The sequence below is a fragment of the Dulcicalothrix desertica PCC 7102 genome, from assembly GCF_003991905.1.
GTDB lineage: Bacteria > Cyanobacteriota > Cyanobacteriia > Cyanobacteriales > Nostocaceae > Dulcicalothrix > Dulcicalothrix desertica.
In genome coordinates this window covers 296,849-317,199 of the sequence record NZ_RSCL01000007.1, presented here as the reverse complement: position 1 = coordinate 317,199, position 20,351 = coordinate 296,849, and the positions used below count along the sequence as shown (strand labels likewise).

Annotated in this window: 17 protein-coding genes; 9 read left to right on the top strand and 8 right to left on the bottom strand. The window is 38.9% G+C overall.

Features of this window, described 5'->3' with window-relative positions:
• Positions 1-9 precede the first annotated feature (9 nt).
• Positions 10-2,130: an ATP-binding protein gene (locus tag DSM106972_RS17060; protein ID WP_127081806.1), complete on the top strand. Its 2,121-nt coding sequence runs from the start codon at positions 10-12 to the stop codon at positions 2,128-2,130.
• A gap of 12 nt (positions 2,131-2,142) precedes the next feature.
• On the opposite strand, the gene pepE is transcribed toward DSM106972_RS17060, so the two are convergent.
• A complete protein-coding gene (pepE, locus tag DSM106972_RS17055) occupies positions 2,143-2,850 on the bottom strand; it encodes a dipeptidase PepE (protein WP_127081805.1) in 708 nt (235 codons plus the stop codon).
• Positions 2,851-3,557: 707 nt separating this feature from the next.
• Between pepE and DSM106972_RS17050 the strand changes: the two genes are divergently transcribed.
• The 4 genes from DSM106972_RS17050 to DSM106972_RS17035 all read left to right on the top strand — a co-directional run bounded on the left by DSM106972_RS17050 (position 3,558) and on the right by DSM106972_RS17035 (position 6,362).
• On the top strand, positions 3,558-4,205 hold the full coding sequence (locus DSM106972_RS17050; protein ID WP_127081804.1) for a histidine phosphatase family protein: 648 nt from the start codon (positions 3,558-3,560) through the stop codon (positions 4,203-4,205).
• A 67-nt stretch (positions 4,206-4,272) separates the two neighbouring features.
• A complete protein-coding gene (locus DSM106972_RS17045; protein WP_127081803.1) occupies positions 4,273-5,298 on the top strand; it encodes a glucokinase in 1,026 nt (341 codons plus the stop codon).
• A 55-nt stretch (positions 5,299-5,353) separates the two neighbouring features.
• Entirely contained in the window at positions 5,354-5,989 is a 636-nt protein-coding gene (locus DSM106972_RS17040) for a hypothetical protein (protein ID WP_186538408.1), read from the top strand.
• Positions 5,990-6,008: 19 nt separating this feature from the next.
• Complete coding sequence (locus tag DSM106972_RS17035) at positions 6,009-6,362, top strand: hypothetical protein (protein ID WP_127081802.1); 354 nt, start codon at positions 6,009-6,011, stop codon at positions 6,360-6,362.
• Positions 6,363-6,553: 191 nt separating this feature from the next.
• On the opposite strand, the gene DSM106972_RS17030 is transcribed toward DSM106972_RS17035, so the two are convergent.
• Complete coding sequence (locus DSM106972_RS17030; protein WP_127081924.1) at positions 6,554-7,783, bottom strand: type IV pilus twitching motility protein PilT; 1,230 nt, start codon at positions 7,781-7,783, stop codon at positions 6,554-6,556.
• Positions 7,784-8,164: 381 nt separating this feature from the next.
• Here DSM106972_RS17030 and DSM106972_RS17025 point away from each other — a divergent pair, with 381 nt between their 5' ends.
• The 4 genes from DSM106972_RS17025 (at position 8,165) to DSM106972_RS17010 (ending at position 10,600) form a co-directional block, all read left to right on the top strand.
• Positions 8,165-9,331, top strand: a complete 1,167-nt coding sequence (locus DSM106972_RS17025; RefSeq protein WP_127081801.1) for a DUF58 domain-containing protein — start codon at positions 8,165-8,167, stop codon at positions 9,329-9,331.
• A 230-nt stretch (positions 9,332-9,561) separates the two neighbouring features.
• The gene (locus DSM106972_RS17020) at positions 9,562-9,936 is read left to right on the top strand and encodes a ferredoxin thioredoxin reductase catalytic beta subunit (protein WP_127081800.1); all 375 of its coding nucleotides are present in this window, start codon (positions 9,562-9,564) and stop codon (positions 9,934-9,936) included.
• Positions 9,933-10,328, top strand: a complete 396-nt coding sequence (locus DSM106972_RS17015) for a DUF309 domain-containing protein (RefSeq protein ID WP_127081799.1) — start codon at positions 9,933-9,935, stop codon at positions 10,326-10,328. Before DSM106972_RS17020 ends, DSM106972_RS17015 begins: the two co-directional genes overlap by 4 nt.
• An 89-nt stretch (positions 10,329-10,417) precedes the next feature.
• Positions 10,418-10,600, top strand: a complete 183-nt coding sequence (locus tag DSM106972_RS17010; RefSeq protein WP_127081798.1) for a hypothetical protein — start codon at positions 10,418-10,420, stop codon at positions 10,598-10,600.
• 191 nt (positions 10,601-10,791) lie between these two features.
• Here the strand turns inward: DSM106972_RS17010 and DSM106972_RS17005 are convergent, their stop codons facing one another.
• The 6 genes from DSM106972_RS17005 to DSM106972_RS16980 form a co-directional block, all read right to left on the bottom strand.
• A complete protein-coding gene (locus DSM106972_RS17005) occupies positions 10,792-11,205 on the bottom strand; it encodes a response regulator (RefSeq protein ID WP_127081797.1) in 414 nt (137 codons plus the stop codon).
• A gap of 415 nt (positions 11,206-11,620) precedes the next feature.
• Complete coding sequence (gene ppk1, locus DSM106972_RS17000; protein WP_127081796.1) at positions 11,621-13,822, bottom strand: polyphosphate kinase 1; 2,202 nt, start codon at positions 13,820-13,822, stop codon at positions 11,621-11,623.
• Between the two features lie 296 nt (positions 13,823-14,118).
• Positions 14,119-17,691 carry a carboxypeptidase regulatory-like domain-containing protein gene (locus tag DSM106972_RS16995; RefSeq protein WP_127081795.1) on the bottom strand — a complete coding sequence of 1,191 codons (3,573 nt, stop codon included), beginning with the start codon at positions 17,689-17,691 and terminating at the stop codon, positions 14,119-14,121.
• A gap of 218 nt (positions 17,692-17,909) precedes the next feature.
• A complete protein-coding gene (locus tag DSM106972_RS16990) occupies positions 17,910-18,806 on the bottom strand; it encodes a fimbrial biogenesis chaperone (RefSeq protein ID WP_127081794.1) in 897 nt (298 codons plus the stop codon).
• Positions 18,807-18,860: 54 nt separating this feature from the next.
• Positions 18,861-19,391 (bottom strand): hypothetical protein, encoded by a 531-nt coding sequence (locus DSM106972_RS16985; RefSeq protein WP_127081793.1) that lies wholly within the window; start codon positions 19,389-19,391, stop codon positions 18,861-18,863.
• 235 nt (positions 19,392-19,626) lie between these two features.
• A complete protein-coding gene (locus tag DSM106972_RS16980) occupies positions 19,627-20,196 on the bottom strand; it encodes a hypothetical protein (protein WP_127081792.1) in 570 nt (189 codons plus the stop codon).
• Positions 20,197-20,351 lie beyond the last annotated feature (155 nt).

Genomic DNA, 20,351 nt, shown 5'->3' with positions numbered 1-20,351 from the left:
GTGCTGCGAATGCTGGATGGACTCCTAACTGCTGCAAATAGCGTTATTTCGGTTTGCTACTTTATTATTGGTTTTTTAATTTTGCTGCCATTTATACGAGGGCAGCAGAAGACTCCACTTGTGCTAGCTACTATCTGCGTGTTTTTTAGTTGTGCTTTAGGACACGGCGCCCATGTTTTAATGATGCTATTTGCTAGTCAGCATCATTTACTCTTACTCAAATTTCAAATAGGAGTAGATATAATTACCGCAACCGTCGCTATTACATATGTTGCCCTTCGACGCTATTACTCTTTTTTAGTCGATGGTCCACTTTTATTAACCCAAACGCAAGAGCAGTTAGAAATTGCAAATGCTGAACTAAAAAGTCTTAACGCAAAGTTAGAGTCTTTAGTACTAGAGCGAACATTAGAATTATCAAGAGCAAATGAAGAATTAGCAGCAAAAGCCACTGAGCGACAACAAATAATATCCGCACTCAACCGCAGCAATGCGTTTCTCAAAGCTCAACAAGAAACAGGTGTAGATGGTATCTTAGTTGTAGACGAAAATAACCAAGTCCTGTACTATAATCAAAATTTCTATCAAATCTGGCAAATTCCAGAATCATTAGTACAACAGGCTGACGACCGTAAAATTTTGGAATTAGTTGGCACAAAGCCTGTTAATGAAAAAGAATTTTTAGCTAAAGTAAATTATCTTTACCAGCATCCAGAAATTGTTAGCCGAGATGAAATTTTACTCAAAGATGGACGAACTTTAGATAGATACACCGCAGCTATTTACTCATCTGAAGGTACTTATCATGGTAGGATTTGGTTTTTCCGTGATATTAGTGAACTGAAAGCAAAAGAAGAAGAGTTGCGACAATCAAAAGAGTTTTTGCAGCTAATAATTAATGTTATGCCGCAACTTGTCGCATGGAAAGACCGCAATTCTATTTATTTAGGTTGTAATCAGAAATCAGCTTTAATTGCAGGACTAGAGGCGCCTGAGCAAATTGTCGGAAAAAATGACTATGAGTTAGCGTGGAAGAAAGAAGAGGCAGATTTTTTTAGAGCTTGCGATGCTCGTGTTATGGAATCAAATCAAGCAGAAATGCATATTATAGAACCACAACAGCAGGCTTCTGGAAAACAAGCTTGGTTAGACACTAGTAAACTGCCCTTGCATGATAAAGATGGAAACGTAATTGGAATTCTTGTTGTTATAGATGACATTACTGAGCGCAAAGCTGCATCTGATGCCCTTCAAGCTTCTGAAGCGTTATTAAAACACAAAGCATCTGAGTTAGAGGCAACTCTATACGAACTTCAACAAACCCAAGCACAATTAATTCAGACTGAAAAAATGTCTGCTTTGGGACAATTAGTAGCAGGAGTTGCCCATGAAATTAATAACCCTGTAAATTTTATCTTTGGCAACCTCACGCACGCAAGCCAATATATTGATGAACTAATGGATTTACTCAAATGCTATCAGCGAGAATATCCTAACCCGTCTTCCGCTTTGCTTAATAAAATGGAGGATATTGATTATAAATATCTTATTATTGATTTGCCTAAATTACTCTCCTCAATGAAAATTGGAGCAACACGCATTCGAGAAATAGTTCTTTCACTTCGCACATTTTCCAGATTAGACGAAGCATCGATGAAAGCAGTAAACATCCATGACGGGATTGATTCGACGCTTCTAATTTTACAAAGTCGGCTTAAAAATAAGGCAGGTATTGAAATTAAAGTTATCAAAAATTATGCTGATTTGCCAGATGTACAATGTTATGCCGGACAACTCAACCAAGTATTTATGAATGTGTTATGCAATGCAATAGATGTTCTAGAAACAGAAATTAATATCCCAACACCAACTATTGAAATTCGGACGAAGCTACAAGAACTTCATCGAGTCATTATTACAATTGCTGATAACGGATATGGGATACCAGAATCGGTGCAAAAACAAATTTTTGACCCATTTTTCACTACAAAACCTGTAGGTAAAGGTACTGGTTTAGGATTATCAATTAGCTATCAAATAGTAGTTAATAAACACGGAGGCGTTTTTAATTTTACCTCGGCGCCTGGGAAAACAGAATTTTGGATTGAAATTCCCCTGACTCAAAGTTAAAAAATCATCTTACTAAAGAAGGATATTTAAATCGGCGCCTTTACCATATTCTTTCCTTGCTTCACCTGACTTAAACACAACTATGTTTTTATCACCTATTAACTTAACTGAGGAATTCTCAATCTTTAATATTGTCCCCTCTGGTAAACCAACAACAGTGATATTTGGATTAACAGCTAAAAATTCTTCAATCCTGCTTTCTCTTGTTTCCCCATTATGGTCAGGGACAACTCCATCTGTATAATGAGGATTGATCTGGAAAGGTACTAAATTCAACCCTTCAAAACTCATTGGTTCAATAATTGGCATATCGTTGGTCGTCTTAATAGTCGGACAAGCAACGTTTGAACCTGCACTCCACCCTATATAAGGTGTGCCGTTATTAACTTTCTCTCTAATAATGTCAATTATTCCAGCTTCATGTAAGCGATGAACCAAATGAAAAGTGTTGCCACCAGAAACTACAATAGCTTCAGCATTTTCTACCAAAGCGCGCGGGTTCAAAGTAGAATGCACAGAATCAATGCCATAACCCAATTCTTGGAATACTTTACCCACTTTTTCGGTAATACCGTCGTAGCTAATCACATTTGCAAACGGTATAAATAATACTTTTTTGATAGAGGCGCCTAAAAAAGCTTTTATTTCCTGCCGTGGGTAAGATAAATACTCTTCTCCGTAGTTGGTAGAATTGCTCAACAGTAGTAATCGTTTGTTCATACACTGCACCCCCCCTGTGCTTATTCTAGTGTTAAAAGCTTTACCATAGGAGCCACACCTCGACTTTATCAATCCACATGAAAATTGCAGCCTAAAAGCCTTACTAATTCGTAGTTGGTGCCTAATCCACTTTACTACAATCTATTGGTTTATGTAGTTAATTTTGGGGAGTTGTCGCAGATTATAATCCCCCCTACCCCCCGCGAATTCGGCTACCGTGTACACACAAGTATTCCCCGCATAGGTTTCGGGTTTTAAGCACCCCTTAAATGCTCAAATAAACGCCAATTAAAGTAAACCGTCGTCTTCTCGCTCTTCGTCATCATTTAGATGACTAATATTGTTGAAACCAGTCCATTTCAATGGACTTGTGCTATGAGACTGGGATTAAAAATCCCAGACGGGATAGGGTTTTCGCGACTTGTGTGTATACCGTAGCCTTACTAAGGGGGGGTTGGGGGGGATTTGATTCTACAACCAGACAAAACTTATGACATGAACTACTATGTTGGGTTCCGTTCCTCCACCCAATCTACAATCAAATTTCTGTACGGTTTATTCGGTTAACCGTACAAAAAATACAAACGGTGCCGTAGGGTAAAACCACAAAATTTGTCTAAGGCTTTCAATGCTTAACATAACGAAACATGTCATTATATATATTTCCCACCCTGCGTTTATCCTCGCACTCGCTGGAAATAGAGTGAATGTCTCAGATAATTTGGATTGCCAGACACGCTAACCGTCTCGACTTTGTAAACCCCGACTGGTTTCTCACTGCTGAACGTCGTTATGATCCACCACTTAGTGAAGATGGGTTTATTCAAGCACAACAATTAGCAAATCGTCTTAAAGGCGAAAAAATTCATCATATATTTGTATCACCGTTTTTACGAACCGTTCAAACTGCACATGCTATCGCTGATGTCCTAAATTTACCAATTAAGTTAGAAACAGGCTTGAGTGAATGGCTAAATCCTGATTGGATGGATGAAGAACCACAACTTCACCCAGTTCGCGAATTGGTCAAATTTTATCCCCGTATAGACGCTAGCTACACACCTATCATTGCTGCTAGGTATCCAGAAACACGAGCGCAAGTTCGCGCACGTGCTGGACAAGCAGCCAGATGTTTGGCTACTGAACACTCTCCAGAAAATATACTATTAGTGGCACACGGTGCATCAGTCAACGGTGCTGTAATGGGAATTGCAGGAGAATCTATTTACCAAGCTGAAAAAGTGAGGTTGTGTAGTTTGTTTAAGCTTGTTCGTCAGTACCCTGAATGGTGGATTGAGCTAAAAGGAGATACATCGCACTTGACTGAGGTGGAAGAAATGGTTCGATTTAATTAAAAGAGTGATGGAATAATGGTTAATTGCAATTAACCATTAACTCTTGACTACTAGCTGTACAAATATTATGACTTTATTACTAGCCGGCGATATTGGCGGAACTAAGACGATTTTACGATTGGTTGATGCAACCGAGAAGTCATCATTACAAACGGTACATGAGAATGCTTACCGCAGCGGTGATTTTGTCGATTTGGTACCTATGGTCAAGCAGTTTCTTACTGAAGCTAATTCTGACCATCCACAAAAAGCGTGTTTTGGTATAGCTGGGCCTGTTGTTGGTGATACTGCTAAATTAACCAATTTGGCTTGGTATCTTGATTGTGAACGTCTTCAAGAGGAATTAAATATACCTCATGTAGCTCTAATTAACGATTTTGCTGCTGTTGGTTATGGAATTTTAGGGCTAGAAAGTCAAGATTTGTTTACGTTACAAGATGGCAAACCTTGTGATGATGCTCCAATTGCCATTATTGGTGCCGGCACAGGTTTAGGGCAAGGTTTTTTAATCAAGAAAGGACAAGAGTACTATGTTTATCCTTCTGAAGGAGGACACGCGGACTTTGCACCACGCACAGAATTAGAGTTTCAATTATTAAAATATTTACTCGATAAACATGATATTCAACGGGTTTCTGTCGAACGGGTTGTCTCTGGTTTGGGACTTGTCTCGATTTATCAATTTTTGAGAGACCGTAAAATAGCTACTGAGTCTCCCGACATTGCACAAGTAGTTCGCACATGGGAACAACAAGCAGGACAACAAGAGAAAAGTGTTGACCCAGGCGCCGCTATTGGTAATGCTGCACTCAATAAAACTGATAATTTGTCTGAACAAGCAATGCAGTTATTTGTCGAAGCTTACGGCGCCGAAGCTGGAAACCTTGCGTTAAAGCTTTTACCATACGGGGGATTATATATTGCTGGTGGTATTGCTCCTAAGATTCTGCCACTTATTGAAGGTGGTGATTTTCTACTGCACTTCAGCCAAAAGGGAAGAATGCGAAGCATCTTAGAAGACATACCAGTAAAAATTATTCTTAATCAACAAGTTGGACTAATTGGCGCCGCTATTCGTGCAGCTAGGTTATAGGTGAGTTATAACAGATTGGCATGTACGTGATATTAACATCACAATAGCCAAATCTATGACATTAACACCTTTGACTCGACTAAAATTCAGAAATAAAATTCAGGGTTTTCTACCTTTTTTGACCGCAGCTTTAATTTTTGCGCTCACTACAACTGTAGAAGCACGTTCCTCACGTAAACCATCAGCACCAAAACCAGACGCATCAGAGGTAGAAAAATTCCGATGGAAAGTATTTACTCCCTCTGATGGACGTTTCAGCGTTTTAATGCCGGGTCAACCAAAGGTAACATCCCAGACACAAAGAACTTTTATGGGAGAAATAAACCTACAGGTGTTTATTGCCCAACCTCCCAGACAAGAAGTTGCTTATGTAGTTGCATTTAACGACTTCCCCGACAGCTACGGGCAAATGGCAGACCCCGAAGAAGTACTAAAAAATGCTCAAGAAATGGCATTAAAAACAACCAAAAGTAATCTTTTAACCGAAAAAAGCATTCGTAGCTCTAACGGACATCCAGGACGAGAAATTGAATACATCAACGCTGGGGGTAAAATTACTAGAAACCGTTTATACTTTGCTGAAGGGCGCCTGTATCAAGTAATGGTCATCACGACTAAAAGACAGCAAAAGTTTTTAACCAAAAGTATTGCAGGTTATTTAAATTCATTCAACGTCGTTCTGAAAAAATAATATTTCTCGTTGCAAAAACATGGCATCTATTTCAAAAGAAGAACTTCAGCACTATCGCACGCAGTTATCCAATTATCCTGATGCAGGCGCCAAAACTGCACTTGACACTATTGAGAAATATAATGGTGATCTCGAAGTTGCATTTACACAGTTATCAAAACAAGATGGCGCCCAATTTCGAGAAGTTGATTTAGATGAGTTAGCACGAAAATGCCGTGAAACTGTATGTAGTCAACCAGCAGAAGATTTTTTAGGGTTGTTAAATTTAGTAGCAGGGTTTTTACCTCCACCTGTTTCTCTTGCTGTTCCAGTAACTTTATACATACTTAAGATAGGTATTAGAAATTACTGTCAAGAACCAAAATCTGCTTAGAAGTTTTAGATTTTTTATAGTTTTTTAACAGTACTACTGGTTTAGATTAACCAGTAGTACCAATCTTGTGGGATGGGCATCCTTGCCCGTCATACAATTTAAAAATATATTTTTAGGTTGTGAAATATAGGGTAGAGGCGGGCAGGGATGCCCGCTCCACAAGAGCTAAAGAGCTATGTAAGATAATGATTTTAGCGAGGGGTGAAGTTGTAGGCTTCTTGCTTTTCGCGTCGTGTAGATTGTGATGGATTATACCCATCGTTTCGGGCACGGCGCCTTAAGTCACCAACATCAGGGGAAGCATTAACTGCATCTTCGACGCGAATTTGCCCGGTTAGCATTAATTCGCATAGTGCATGGTTCATAACCTGCATTCCATCCGAAGTGCTATCCTCCATAAGTTGGTAAGCTTGAATGTCCTCACCTTTAAGCAAGAAGTCTTGCATTGTAGGAGTGTTGAGCAATATTTCCATTGCGGCAACTCTTCGAGCATCGGTTGTAGGAATTAATTGCTGGGCAATAACGGCAACTAGTGAATCTACGATTTGGACTCGCATCGCAGCTTGTTCATCAGGGTTATAGATATTTAGTAGTCTGTTAATAACAGCCATTGCGTTTTTGGTATGCAATGTGCCTAAAACTAAATGCCCTGTTTGCGCTGCTTTTAAGGCTGTATCTACAGTTATACGGTCGCGCATTTCCCCAATTAAAATTACATCTGGGTCTTCACGCAATACTGACCGTAGTGCATCATGAAATTCGTAGGTGTGTAATCCTACTTCACGCTGACTTATTAAACATTTTTGCGAAGTGTGGACATATTCAATTGGGTCTTCAATCGTAACAATATGTTTTTGCGCTGTTTCGTTGAGAAAGCGAATCATTGACGCAATTGTGGTCGATTTACCCGAACCCGTTGGACCTGTAACTAAAATTAAACCCTGTTTTTTGGAAACAATGTCTTTGAGAACAGCTGGTAAGCGCAAGCTGTCAATTGATGGTACTTCTAAGGTTATTAACCGCAGCACCATTGCTCCGCCTGTCAGGGTTTCAAAACAATTGACTCTACAACGTAAAAAGCCAGGATAGAAAATTCCTGTATCGAGTTCTTTGGTTTCGGTAAACCGTTGTCGTTGCGATGGGGTAAGAACTTCGGTTAAATAACTTTCAAAAGTTTGTGGTGAGACTATTTCGCCTTTGCTGTAAACCACCATGTGGCCCCGAATCCGAAATCTTGGTACTTCTCCAACACGAACATGTATATCTGAAGCTTGTTGGGCATAAGCATCGCGCACCATTTGTTGAACGGTAACGCTTATAAGAGGCGGTTGACCGACTACTTGCAGTACAGGTGGTGGTGGAGGTGAGCAACGCATTACCGAGGATACTCGTGAGTTATCCATAGGGTTTTGACCCGTCATGGCTTTTGCGGGTAGATGCTCTAGTTTGGGATTTTGTAACGGGGACGTTGTAGATTCGTCCATGACTGCGTCCTTTCGCCGATTGCAGGTTGTAATTATTTTTTCAATCTAAAAAGTTATATTTTATTCAGTATCATTACTGATACATGAATATTTACTGTCTTTTGCACGACCGTAAACTTACTTAGATTGCTATTGCTAATGTACATCTATCTTAGTTAATTTCTACGGCTCTCAACCCATCTTTACAGTGATTTCATTAAATAGCGTGGTTAGTGTGAACTAGCTATGTTGATAGGTTAATCTTGAGTGGATACTATGCTGCTAACTGATAGCAGAGCAAGTAAATGTGATTTTTTTGACATTAGAAAACCTATATTTATGAAGCGTATTATTAATTATTTTGAAACTCGCGCTTGTGCCCCTGCTTATAGTGGTTGGGTATTGAGTGGAATTACGATTTGTTTTTTCGGCGCCGCGATTAACACGATGGCAGGCTGGTTGTATGTTATTAGCGGTGTAAGTTGTGCGCTGTTGGTTATTGCTGCAATTTTACCGAGCAGTTCATTGAAGCGACTATCTATCAGGCGCCGTCCAATAGAACCTGTAACGGCGGGTGATGATTTGGTAGTGGAGTTTGAAATAACTAACCAATCAAAACAAGACGTAAGTTTGTTGAGCGTAAAAGATATATTACCTTATACACTCAATACTCTATCAGTTTTGAGCAACCAACATGCAATCAATATAATCGGCGCCAAAAGTAATTACTCGTTTTCTTACCGTGTAAATGCCGAACGTCGAGGTTTATATCGTTGGCATACAGTTGAGTTTAGAAGTGGGGCGCCGTTTGGGTTATTTTGGAGCAGACGCGAACATAATTGTCCAGCCTACTCTATTGTTTATCCGCAGGTTTTACCGCTAACAACTTGCCCCTTAATTGATGAGATTGGTTTGGATTATAGTTGTAGAGGCAACCCGCAAGGAAACCCGTTAATGCAAGCAACAGAAGGACTCATGCGTTCTTTACGTCCTTACCACGTTGGCGACCCAATTCGATTAGTACATTGGCGTACTAGTGCCCGTTATGGCGAATTAAGAGTACGTGAGTTTGAGACAATTACTGGTGGGCAAGATATTATTATTGCCCTAGATAGTGGGGGAAAGTGGGATGAAGAGAACTTTGAACAAGCTGTTATTGCCGCTGCATCGCTGTACTTTTATGCTATGCATCAACAAATGAACGTACAACTGTGGACAAAAGACACAGGTTTAGTTAAAGGGGAACGTTCTGTACTTGAAACTTTAGCAGCAACTACGCCGTTACAAGACGAAGTAATCGCGGAGCTACCTAAATTACCAATAATTTGGCTGTCGCAAAACCCAGTTACACTCTCTTCAATAAATAATGGTAGTCGTTGGCTACTATGGCAACCAAAATCGCCTGAGACACAAGAGATAATAAATCGAGAGGCGCCAGGTATTATTTTGAGTCATGATGAACAACTGCAAGTTCAATTACAAAAGCGTCTTGGCAACGGATTATGAACGGATGTAACGGATGGTTTAAGTATCTCTAATTGTATGCATTCAATATTTCAATGCTGGTATAAAGAGGTTACTGTGCCTGTCTAAAATTAGTTAATTGGTGATACATTCAAGGCGGGTCGCGCGTTCGACTCGTGTAAAGAAAGGGGAGTATCACCCAAGTTTTGAGTTGTCGGGTGCGGTACAATGCTGCATATGTATTCAAACTCAACTCTTCTAACACAAGTCCTATGATTGCATCAGACGCATCAGAAGTTAATTCAAAGTCCAGCGATAAGAATCTTGAAGCAATGCGCCATTTTTCGGAGCAGTATGCAAAGCGCACTGGTACTTATTTCTGTTCCGAACCTTCGGTTACTGCTGTTGTAATCGAAGGCCTCGCTAAACATAAAGATGAACTAGGGGCGCCTTTATGCCCTTGTCGGCACTACGAAGATAAAGAAGCTGAAGTGGCTGCTACTTTTTGGAACTGCCCCTGTGTACCAATGCGCGAACGTAAAGAATGTCACTGCATGTTATTTCTTACCCCAGACAACGAATTTGCAGGTGATAAACAAGACATCTCGCTCGAAACCATTAAAGAAGTGCGAGAAAGCATGGCATGAAGGAAGAAATGCCTTCGCAATATTGGCAAGGTGTAGAACAGTTCAATACAGGGCAATTCTACGCCTGCCACGATACCTTAGAAGCTTTATGGATAGAAGCCCTAGAGCCGGAAAAAACTTTTTACCAAGGTATACTGCAAGTTGCTGTTGCTTTGTATCACTTGGGTAACGGTAATTTACGCGGCGCCACAATTTTACTTGGAGAAGGCACTAACCGCTTGCGACGTTACCCATCTGTTTTTGGTGGTGTTGATGTAGATGAATTTTTAGATCAAAGTGTAGCTTTATTAAAAATACTTCAACACACTCAACCAGAAATGATTACAAATCTCATACTCGGTGAAGATGAAAGATTTCCTATTCCAAAAATAGTAATGAGTGCTGAGTGCTGAGTGCTGAGTGCTGAGTATTTGTAAATATTAAGAATTTTTGCGTTAAGTTAAAAGTATACAGCGACGCTCTAATAAAGGTATTAAAACATATGGACTTACAAACACTCAAAGCACGCATTGCCCAAGTTGAAACCAAACGAGAATACCTGCTGCAACTTCTGGAACAGCCAAATTTAGGTACTTTGAGAGTTGATGTCAATCAAGCCTTGGAAGAAATGGATGATTTAATTGATGAATATAGACGCACCTTCCCGCAAACAGGAAGTTTATAGTTTTTTCGCTTTTCTAGGTGAGGTTATAGACGATTCTAATTTGAAATAGGCGCCCTGATACATTAAAAGAGCATTAGTACTTATCACATACTAGATAAGTACTAATGCTTTAGCCAGGAGTACTTGTAGATAAAATACTCTTGACAATTGAAATATATGGATATTCAACTCATTCATAGGCATTGCAATTATCAAGCTGCGGATTCGTTATTTCCGTTTCCCAATTCACGCACTAGGGCAATCAACTCAGTAGTGGGTACGTCCTTTTTACAAAAAACATCCCAACGACCCATATCGTTATTAGCACCTGCATTTTTAGCATCTTCTACTGACGAGTAGGCGATGATTTGGGTATCAGGAGCAATTTCCTTGATTTTACCCGATGCCGTCCAACCATCCATAACTGGCATTTGTAAGTCTAGGACAATTACGTCTGGTCGGTGGCGTTTTACCATATCAACAGCTTCTTGACCATTGGTTGCTAAACCAACTACTTGCATATTTTTTTGGCAGGAAAGTACCATTTGCAGGGTCATACGAGTTAGTTCGTGGTCGTCAACTACTAACACCCGCAGGGTAGAAGGCTCACAGGACAACATTAACATCCAGTTTAATGAACGAATTATATAATATAACCCTTACAGTTTAAAGGAACATTCATTCAAATCAACTCTATCTAATGGGTGAATAAATCGCTAAAATGGACTATTACCACTGATACTGGGGTTAAATCTTTTTGACTTATTTCAAAACATTTCAAAATCGTTGAAAATAATTATCAAACTTTAAGTCTTTTTCATAATTCATTCGACTATATAAAATTCACATCAAGGACAAATAAGAAACCGGGTTTCTAAGCAAAATCGTTATTTAGATTACAAGTTATCGACGAAGAAACCCGGTTTCTCTTCCAAAATCGCTGTTTAAATTACAAGTTATCGACGAAGAAACCCGGTTTCTCTTCCAAAATCGTTATTTAGATTACAAGTTATCGATAAAGAAACCGGGTTTCTAGGGTTTCTAATTTCGTACAGCACTTATTGGTTCTATATTTGAGGCAACCCCATTTGACCCCAATGCCATTGCCATTAAAGCTTTCTGTGAGTTCGATTCTGGACAATTATCGCCTGGGCGCCGTTGAATATAGGTACCATTAGATTGTAATTCCCAAGCTAAACGGTTATCAGCAAGCATTATTCCTAATATTTCTTGCAAATCTTTGGCAATATCTATGTCTAGAATTGGAGTAATTGCTTCGACACGACGGTCTAAATTACGTGGCATCCAATCAGCACTGCCAATAAATATTTCTTCCTGACCATTGTTATAAAAATAATAAATGCGAGAATGTTCCAAAAAACTGCCAATGATGCTAATAACGCGAATGTTCTCGCTAATATCTTTCAATTGCGGACGCAAACAGCAAACACCGCGAATTATTAAATCAATTTGTACTCCCGCGCGCGATGCTTCATATAAAGAGGCAATTATTTCTGAGTCTACTAATGAATTCATTTTCGCAACGATGCGTCCCGATAATCCATTCTGAGCATTTTCGATTTCGCGACGAATAAGAGCTAAAAAACGGTCGCGCATATTGACGGGAGCAACAAGTAACTGTCTGTAAGATTTTTGTCGCGAGTAACCAGTTAGATAATTATATAAATCGGTTAAATCGGCGCCTAATTCATCGCGACAGCTAAATAATCCTAAATCGGTATATAACCGTGCAGTTTTATGATTATAGTTACCTGTACCAATATGTACATAACGACGAATACGGTCTTTTTCACGTCGCACAATTAGTATAGTTTTACAGTGTGTTTTTAAGCCAACTAAACCATAAACAACGTGTACACCTACACTTTCTAGGCGCCGTGCCCAATATATATTATTCTCTTCATCAAAGCGGGCTTTAAGTTCAACGAGTACTGATACTTGCTTACCATTTTCGGCAGCAGCAATCAAAGCATTTACAATAGGAGAATCACCAGAAGTGCGGTAAAGCGTCATTTTAATCGCGAGTACATCTGGGTCTTGCGCTGCACTAGAAATAAATTTAACAACAGATGATGAGAAAGATTGATAAGGATGATGAACTAATATGTCGCGTTCGCGAATTACAGTAAAAATATCTTTACCATCTTCAACGTCGTGTACTTGGGGGTTATTGGGATTTGGTTCGCGAATACGCTGTAATCTTGAAGGGACTACTGCTTGCCAAGGACGGTCTTTATGTTCGGGTAACGGGAGTGACATAAAATACATTAAATCCCGTAAACCTAATAAACCTTCAACTTCGTAACAATCAATTTCATCCAATTCTAAATCTTCTAAAAGTCGAGAACGTACAGACTGTGGAGTTTGAGACTGAATTTCTAAGCGTACAGGGTTTCCACCAACACGACGTTTTCGCAATTCTTGCTCGATAGCAATTAACAGGTCATCAGCTTCATCTTCTTCAACCTCTAAATCAGCATCACGGGTAATGCGGAAAGTATGATATTCCTGAATAGTCATACCTGGAAACAAAGATTCCAAGTTATGAGCAATAGCTTGTTCCAACGGAATACCCGTCCAATGTGCAGGTTTGCCATTATGAGTCATTCCTAATTCAGGAGGCAAAGCTAAAAATCGCGGTAATACCTTGGGAACTTTTACACGTGCGAAAAATTCTTCATCGGTGTCGGGGTTTTTGACGACAACAGCCAAATTTAAACTAAGATTAGAAATGTAGGGGAATGGGTGGCTAGGGTCAACTGCCAACGGTGTAATTACGGGAAATATCTGTTCTTCGTAGTAATTATCAAGATAAGTGCGCTGTTTATCGCTAAGTTCAATATAATTAACTAAATAAATACCGTTTTGTGCTAACTGCGGTCGCAGAACTTTTTCAAAATGTTGGTGCTGCTGAATAACTAAAGGACGCAGCGAAAAACTAATATCATCTAACTGCTGCTGTGGGGTTCGTCCATCGAGTCCTAACTGGGTAACTTTTGCTTCTACCTGCTGCATTAATACAGCAACCCGCACCATAAAGAATTCGTCCAAGTTAGAACAAAATATCGCCATGAACTTGAGACGTTCCAACAAAGGAGTACGCGGGTCAAGTGCTTCATGTAAGACACGGTTATTAAATTCTAACCAACTTAGCTCGCGACTGTTGTAGTACTGTGGGTCTCTAAGGTTGAGAGAATTAGCGCTTTTTTTTGGTTTTGCCATGTGTACTTTTAACACCCACGCTTATAGATGAATCTAGCAATATTCTATAGTAGAAGGGCTATGGCAGGTAATTCCCTCGATGGTAGAAGACAAAACTTGATGTTTTGTGAGATTATTCCAAAATTAGGTTGTCTATTGGAACAAATACAAGTGTCATGAGTCGCGAACGAAGCATCTTCAAGATTTCCACCCAATTAAAAAGTCAACTTGTAACAAGCTTTTAGTATAGAACGGGTAGAAGTGTGTATAAAGACGGGCAGGGATGCCCATCCCACAAGAGATGCATTATTAAATAATTATGATTTTTTCTTAACTGCTGCCGCAGAAACTGGTAACTGTAGATTTTGATTGTAAACAAACTCATTGCTAATCTCAATTTGGCGCTTGGGTAGCGAATCATTGCGGTTGAGTTCATCTAACGGCGATACTCGTAATGTGTATTTACCTACAGGAACACCATCAAGACGGTATAAACCAAATTGGTCAGTTACAGCAGATATCACCCTTGCTCCTTCAAGATTATTTAACTCAACTCGTACCTGTTCTACTGGTTGACCTGCAACATCAGTAACTTTCCCTGCTAAACCGTATTCAATTCTGACAGGAAAATCTAAACGAGTAACAGCAGAGTTTGCGACTTGAGCGATTAAACTTGTTTTTGGTACTGAAAGTTCTACAGGTAATTCGTCGGGTTCTAGTTCAACAATATAAGTACCTTCTGGTAAATTGCCGACCATGAAACCACCTTTCGAGTCTGTTCTAGCGCTGCCTATTAGCTTGTTGCGGTTATTGTAAACTCGGACATTCGACCCGCTCAAATCGAAGTTTTTAGCAATGCTTCCAACAGCTAGCTGTCCAGAAATGGCGCCACGTTCTTTGCCAACACCACCACTCCAGGATGGAGCAACTCGACCACCACCAAAAGATAAATCAGAAACAAGAGAAATTGACAAACGGTCATCACCGAAACCACCGAGATAACTTAAACTTCTCGAAGGAATGCCTTGATATTCAATCCTTCCTAATAAACCAGGTAGTACTTGCATACTTGCACCAGCAACGGGTCCGATTTGCCCATCTCCAGTTACTCCGAGTCCAACATTCCAACTCAATGCTCTGAAATTATTGGGACTATAACCGAAACGGGCAGTGTAACGAGCAGCATCATTACCACCAAATTCACCACCAAAAGACATCTGGTAATTATTATTAAGCCTATAGCTGAAATCAGATATATAAGTATCGCCGTAAGTATTAAAAGATAATCTAGTCGCCCAAGTTGGCTGATAGAAAGCATTAAATAAATATCTTCCTTCAAAGTCAGGTCTACCGCTTAGAAAAAGTGAAGAGAAAGGACGCGCTGAAAAAGTCGGCAGAATGTAATTAGCTGAATTACTTTCTGACTGACGATTACGCGCGATAAATCCTAAATCTAATCGATTACCAAAGTTATATTTTACTTCTAAACTGTGATTAAAAGATTCTCTAGAATTGCTAAAATTTGAAAAGTATCGCTGAGGCAATGATTGCGAATTAGCGTTAATTTGCAAACGGTCTAACTGTATATCTAGGTCGGCAGTGTAACCAAGCTTATCATTGGAGCTACCAACACTAGCTGAAAGAATTGCTGGGTTTGCTAGGCGCCACACTAAACCAGCTTGAGCTTGGAATGTTTCGGGTAAAGCTTGAATTCCACCTTCAAAGGTCAAATTATTCGTTAGACCCTGACGCATTTGGTAAAAACCAGCAAGCTGTCCTTCGTTTTCTAATTGAAATCTTGAATCTCCAAATAAAGATGTTTGGGCTAAGTTACCAGTCAATCCTAAACCTGCTAACTGTACATTACCTCCTGCTGGCAGTAGTAAATCAGAAGCATTGATTCTAACGGTACGAATTTCTCTAGGGGCACGTAAATTATTACGGTCAAAAATTAATATTTCAACATCGTTACTTTGCCCAGCAGGTAAATTCACATCTAAAAATTCATACTGTCCATTAAACCCTACTTGCTGCTGTGCAACTATCGATCTACCAACTCTTAACTGTACTAAGCTAACTGGAGGCGCCGTACCGCGAAATGTTTGTACTGGTCTAGAACGTCTTGGCAACAACTCGTTGGCACTATAGCTTGTATTAAAAGTTTCTGCGGGTAAATTAGTATAACCAAATTGCAAACCAGTTAAACTAAGACCATCCAACAACGGATTTAAGCCTAAAAACTGTCTACCAATTTGATAGCGGAATTGACCGTCACGTTTGTAATAAAAATACTCGCTTAGATTGGGCGCATTTTTAAAATCATTTTCTAAACGCGCGCGCCAAGCACCACCTGCTAATCTGCCACCCAACAGCGTAGAACTACGAATATCAGTCCTGTTAGAAGAGGTTGTGATATTCAAATTTTGCTGTAAAGTCGAAAAAGCCGTACTTGGTGGAAGCACATCAGGTTTGAGTTGAGCCGCAGAACCAGATTGCCTACCACCTCGCCAAGGTAGTTCAACAAGTAAATTAATATCAGCAGTATTTAATTCAACATCGACTTTTAGTTTTTGCTGTAAAGTAGATTTACTAATATAAACAACTCCATCAATTTGGCTTAAATCATTTGGCTGTAAATTAACACTACCTAATGGAGTTTTTGCACTTAGTATTTGGTTATTTTGCTCAATTGTAAAGCTAGCAACTTTTGCAAAGCTTTCTAATGGAATAAATAAAGTATTATTTTGTATAAGAACATCTATAGTACCGGCTTCTCTACCATTGATAAGTACACCTACCAAAAAGGGAGTATCTGGTACTTGCGCTAATTCTAAAGCAGGTTTATTAGTAATAGTTGAATTAGGATTATTTTGGCTAGCAGAATTTTTGAGTGCAGCAATTAAATTTTGTTGCTTATCAACTTCTGGATTAGTAGGAGTAATTTGATTGCTGCTAGCTACTTTAGAATTATTGGAATCCGGCGATTGTGGTGGTGTCAACGCAATTTTTTCGACTTTACTTTCTACTTTAACGGCATCATTCAAAGTATTGTTAAGTGATGCATGTAAAGAAGCACTTATAAGCTCTTGAACAACTGCTATAATTTTTTGTGTATTACTATTTCCTGATAAACTACTAGCAACTTTTGAGGTAGTAATGCTATTATCTCTATTTTGCTCAGATGTATAAGTATCCTTATAAATATTACTAGTAGCTATTTTCTGAGAATCTTGACTATCTGCTGTAGTAGTATTTTGTGTACTATTGCTAATCGTATTTTCAATATTATTATTTATAGAAGCATATAAGGAGACGCTAATCAACTCTTGAACTTTTTCAAGAATTTGACCAATAGGATTTTTATCTACAGCTTTTTCTTGCTTATTCTGTTTAGTAGAATGTGTGTCTTCTAGTTCAGACTGTAGCTCTGTAGTATTTGTATCAGTGACTGAAGCTTTACCTGTTCTCGCCGCACCCTCAATAACATTTACATTTTCCTCTTGTATGGGTATAGGAGAAAAACCTTTTGATACCTGTTTATGATTAGTGGCTAATTTACTATTTGTAGGCTTACTCGCATCAGAGTGCGTAGCAGAGGTGCAATTGTTTTTAGCTACGTTAGTACTATAAGAAGTTTTTACGACGCTAGTATTCTTCAGTATTTTGTTTAGTAAATTACTGACTAAATCTGACTGCTCAGAGGCATTAGAAGATTTGCAAGAGTCGGATTGTGTAGTTGCCACTCTAACAGTGCCATCATTCCGGGAAGAAGCTTGAAAGCGGCGACTATTTGGAGAAGTTTTAGTTTGCAAAGCTTCAATTTTCACCTCTTGAGGTGCCAATGTGGCAACAATTGGTGCTGGCGTGGGTGGTAAAGCTAGGTAGAGCATAAGCACAAGTATTTGAATATTAAGCCTTGAAAAAATCTAGGAACAGCAATGATTTTTTAGCAGTAATTACCGATTGAATTAAAGTAAAAAAGTTTTGAACTGGCGGATTTGGAACTCAACACTGCTTAATAGTTGAGATTAATTGATTAAAATTTTTTACAGCAAGTTAACTCAGGGTAGTAATCAATTCTTCCTGAAGAATAAGTGTTGCAGTAAAATTACTTAGTTGAGCTATTAGTAGTTTTAGGATTAGGTGGTAAAGCATTAGTATTTGGCACTGTGAAAGGAATACCCTTATCAACTACCATTCCACTCAAATCTCCATTTATGTCTAAGACATAGTTACCAGGAGGTAATTTTCCTAAAGGTAATGCAAGTTGGCGCCGATTATTTGGTAGAACAGGTGAGAATTCTATTTTCCCAGCATCAATAACATTTGCTGGTAGTTTTGTTTTTGAACTACCTGCACCAGCAATGAACTGTGTTGCTTTCGCACCTGGATAATTAGCAGCACGCCAAATAGCATACTGACCACCCATTCTAACGTGTGCGTTACCCTTATTTGAAATATCGAATACTGCTCTCATTCCGCTAGGTTTTGTATCCACTGTAATAGAGTCAATGCTACCAACCCGTTTAATTTCTCCAGCATAACCATAAATTACTACACCTATACGACCAATAGCCTTTATACTACTTGTAGTAGGATTATTAGATGCCACTTCCTCTAGATAAAGAACAGCACGATATTCGCCAGAATTCGGTTTAATTTTAGGACGAATCGCAAAACGAACAGTTTGAGTACTACGAGGTGGAATTGTAAATCTAGATGGAGTAAATACAACCCATTGGTCTAAAGATTGCTCATTAGATGGTGCGTCTTTAAACTCATTTTTGTCATTCATTACCCAGTTTCGTATATAAGCCCTCATTTCTGCTGGCTTGTCAGATAAATTCGTAATTTTAATCGAATTGGAGCGGGACTGCTTATTATTAATATCCACTTCAAAACGTGGAGGAGTAACAGTAACTTCTATAGCAGTAGCACTTGATGGCACTAAGCTCGCTAATGCAATTAAACTTGACAATAATATCTTTACAGTTTGATTAGACATTTTAATCGCTCAAATCCTCACTTCAATAAATAATTTAATAATTATTAATACTAATTAGCAGCTTTTTAAGCATACTCGAATATTCGCTCGAAAAGGTATTGGTTGCTGTTGAGTACGAGTCGGTTTAATCCGGTGTAAATCTCGAAACTCTAAAGTCACTTCACCTCTTATTACCGCCGTCTTCTCATCGCAGCTTCTGACAGCATCATTAAAATTTTCAGCTTTAACAACAACAGAATTAAAAGGATTACCGTTCCTCCTCTCTGGTGCTACCTGATACTGAATTTGATTAGCGTTAATAGGCAAGTCTGTTTTGTTAACTCGCATTTCCCACACTAAGGGACGAGTAATCAAATCATTTAATCGCGGTCTAGCTGAAAATAGTGATTGCTGATTATCAACTCGCTCAACAGAGTTTGCTAATATATCTGAAGATGTTATTTGATTTAGTTGTAGTCTAGGTACCTCATAAATATTCAATTGACAAGAATCAATTCTTTCCTCTGCAAACGCTTGTGGCTGTTGTGCGATAAGTATTGCAAAAACAACAAATAAGTTACATTTTCTAAAAAGTCGGTCATTCATTTTAATTATTAAGCTATAGGAACAACATATGTCATCAATTATGAGTGTTTACAGCGACTAATTAATTTATTCAATTCTATATTTAGCCTGCATTCGGTCATAAATTATGACATAAGCTGCTTGAACAACCTGCAGAAAACTGCAATCAATTGAGGCATAATTATATTTCACTTATGAGAGATACTGGAAACAGGCACTCAGGCCTGCACCAGAAATCTTAAAAAAGTTAGTATTCTTACGGAGTAACAACACTAATTGTTAGTTCACCACCACTGTATACAGGATTTCCTGTTCTTGACGACGCACGGGTAGCAGGGAATGTAAAATCTAACGTTACATCACCATCAAAAAAACCGGACTCGTCTGGCTCTCCAATTTCTTTAACAGCAGTGTCTTCACTTACTTCCATAGTAACTACCTCAGTTGCTCTTCCAACTCTTTCGAGATTCATGTCAGACGCACTAATTCTTACCTCTCCGCCAGCAGGAGATGCAACTCTGTACAAAGGGCTAACAGTTCTGGAAATTGTATTTGAAGCTGCTTCACCTTCTGGTAGTACACCTGCTGGTAACGTAGTCTCACCAGTTTTTTCATCGTATGGAACTGTCTGGCTTACTGAACCACCAGCAAGGAAGTCGTTCTCGTTAACTAGAAACTTCAATTTATTATATGTAATTAAGTAAACAGAAGGTTGTACTTCTATTTCAACTGGTATGGTGGTTTGTGCATGAGCAGGCGCCGCTACAATTGCGCTACCTAATGCTGCTAAGCTTCCTGCGATGATTGATGCAATCTTCTTATTCATGTGAAAAATTTCTCCAAAAAATTTACAATTGAGTTAGTAGAGTCAGATTTTTAAGTTTGATGAACTCTCGCTTTGTACTCATCAAAGCTAATAATTTTTTTGTTAATTATTTGTTGATAGAGCGACCCTTATGCAAGCCGGAGAGTTTGCGGTAA

What these genes read in the sequence shown, in the direction of transcription:
- DSM106972_RS16995 (WP_127081795.1), bottom strand. Translation starts at nt 17,691, where the DNA reads ATGCTCTACCTAGCTTTACCACCCACGCCAGCACCAATTGTTGCCACA.
- DSM106972_RS17045 (WP_127081803.1), top strand. Translation starts at nt 4,273, where the DNA reads ATGACTTTATTACTAGCCGGCGATATTGGCGGAACTAAGACGATTTTA.
- DSM106972_RS16985 (WP_127081793.1), bottom strand. Translation starts at nt 19,391, where the DNA reads ATGAATGACCGACTTTTTAGAAAATGTAACTTATTTGTTGTTTTTGCA.
- DSM106972_RS17030 (WP_127081924.1), bottom strand. Translation starts at nt 7,783, where the DNA reads ATGACGGGTCAAAACCCTATGGATAACTCACGAGTATCCTCGGTAATG.
- ppk1 (WP_127081796.1), bottom strand. Translation starts at nt 13,822, where the DNA reads ATGGCAAAACCAAAAAAAAGCGCTAATTCTCTCAACCTTAGAGACCCA.
- DSM106972_RS17015 (WP_127081799.1), top strand. Translation starts at nt 9,933, where the DNA reads ATGAAGGAAGAAATGCCTTCGCAATATTGGCAAGGTGTAGAACAGTTC.
- DSM106972_RS17010 (WP_127081798.1), top strand. Translation starts at nt 10,418, where the DNA reads ATGGACTTACAAACACTCAAAGCACGCATTGCCCAAGTTGAAACCAAA.
- DSM106972_RS17040 (WP_186538408.1), top strand. Translation starts at nt 5,354, where the DNA reads ATGACATTAACACCTTTGACTCGACTAAAATTCAGAAATAAAATTCAG.
- DSM106972_RS17020 (WP_127081800.1), top strand. Translation starts at nt 9,562, where the DNA reads ATGATTGCATCAGACGCATCAGAAGTTAATTCAAAGTCCAGCGATAAG.
- DSM106972_RS17005 (WP_127081797.1), bottom strand. Translation starts at nt 11,205, where the DNA reads ATGTTAATGTTGTCCTGTGAGCCTTCTACCCTGCGGGTGTTAGTAGTT.
- DSM106972_RS16980 (WP_127081792.1), bottom strand. Translation starts at nt 20,196, where the DNA reads ATGAATAAGAAGATTGCATCAATCATCGCAGGAAGCTTAGCAGCATTA.
- DSM106972_RS16990 (WP_127081794.1), bottom strand. Translation starts at nt 18,806, where the DNA reads ATGTCTAATCAAACTGTAAAGATATTATTGTCAAGTTTAATTGCATTA.
- DSM106972_RS17035 (WP_127081802.1), top strand. Translation starts at nt 6,009, where the DNA reads ATGGCATCTATTTCAAAAGAAGAACTTCAGCACTATCGCACGCAGTTA.
- DSM106972_RS17050 (WP_127081804.1), top strand. Translation starts at nt 3,558, where the DNA reads ATGTCTCAGATAATTTGGATTGCCAGACACGCTAACCGTCTCGACTTT.
- DSM106972_RS17060 (WP_127081806.1), top strand. Translation starts at nt 10, where the DNA reads ATGCTGGATGGACTCCTAACTGCTGCAAATAGCGTTATTTCGGTTTGC.
- DSM106972_RS17025 (WP_127081801.1), top strand. Translation starts at nt 8,165, where the DNA reads ATGAAGCGTATTATTAATTATTTTGAAACTCGCGCTTGTGCCCCTGCT.
- pepE (WP_127081805.1), bottom strand. Translation starts at nt 2,850, where the DNA reads ATGAACAAACGATTACTACTGTTGAGCAATTCTACCAACTACGGAGAA.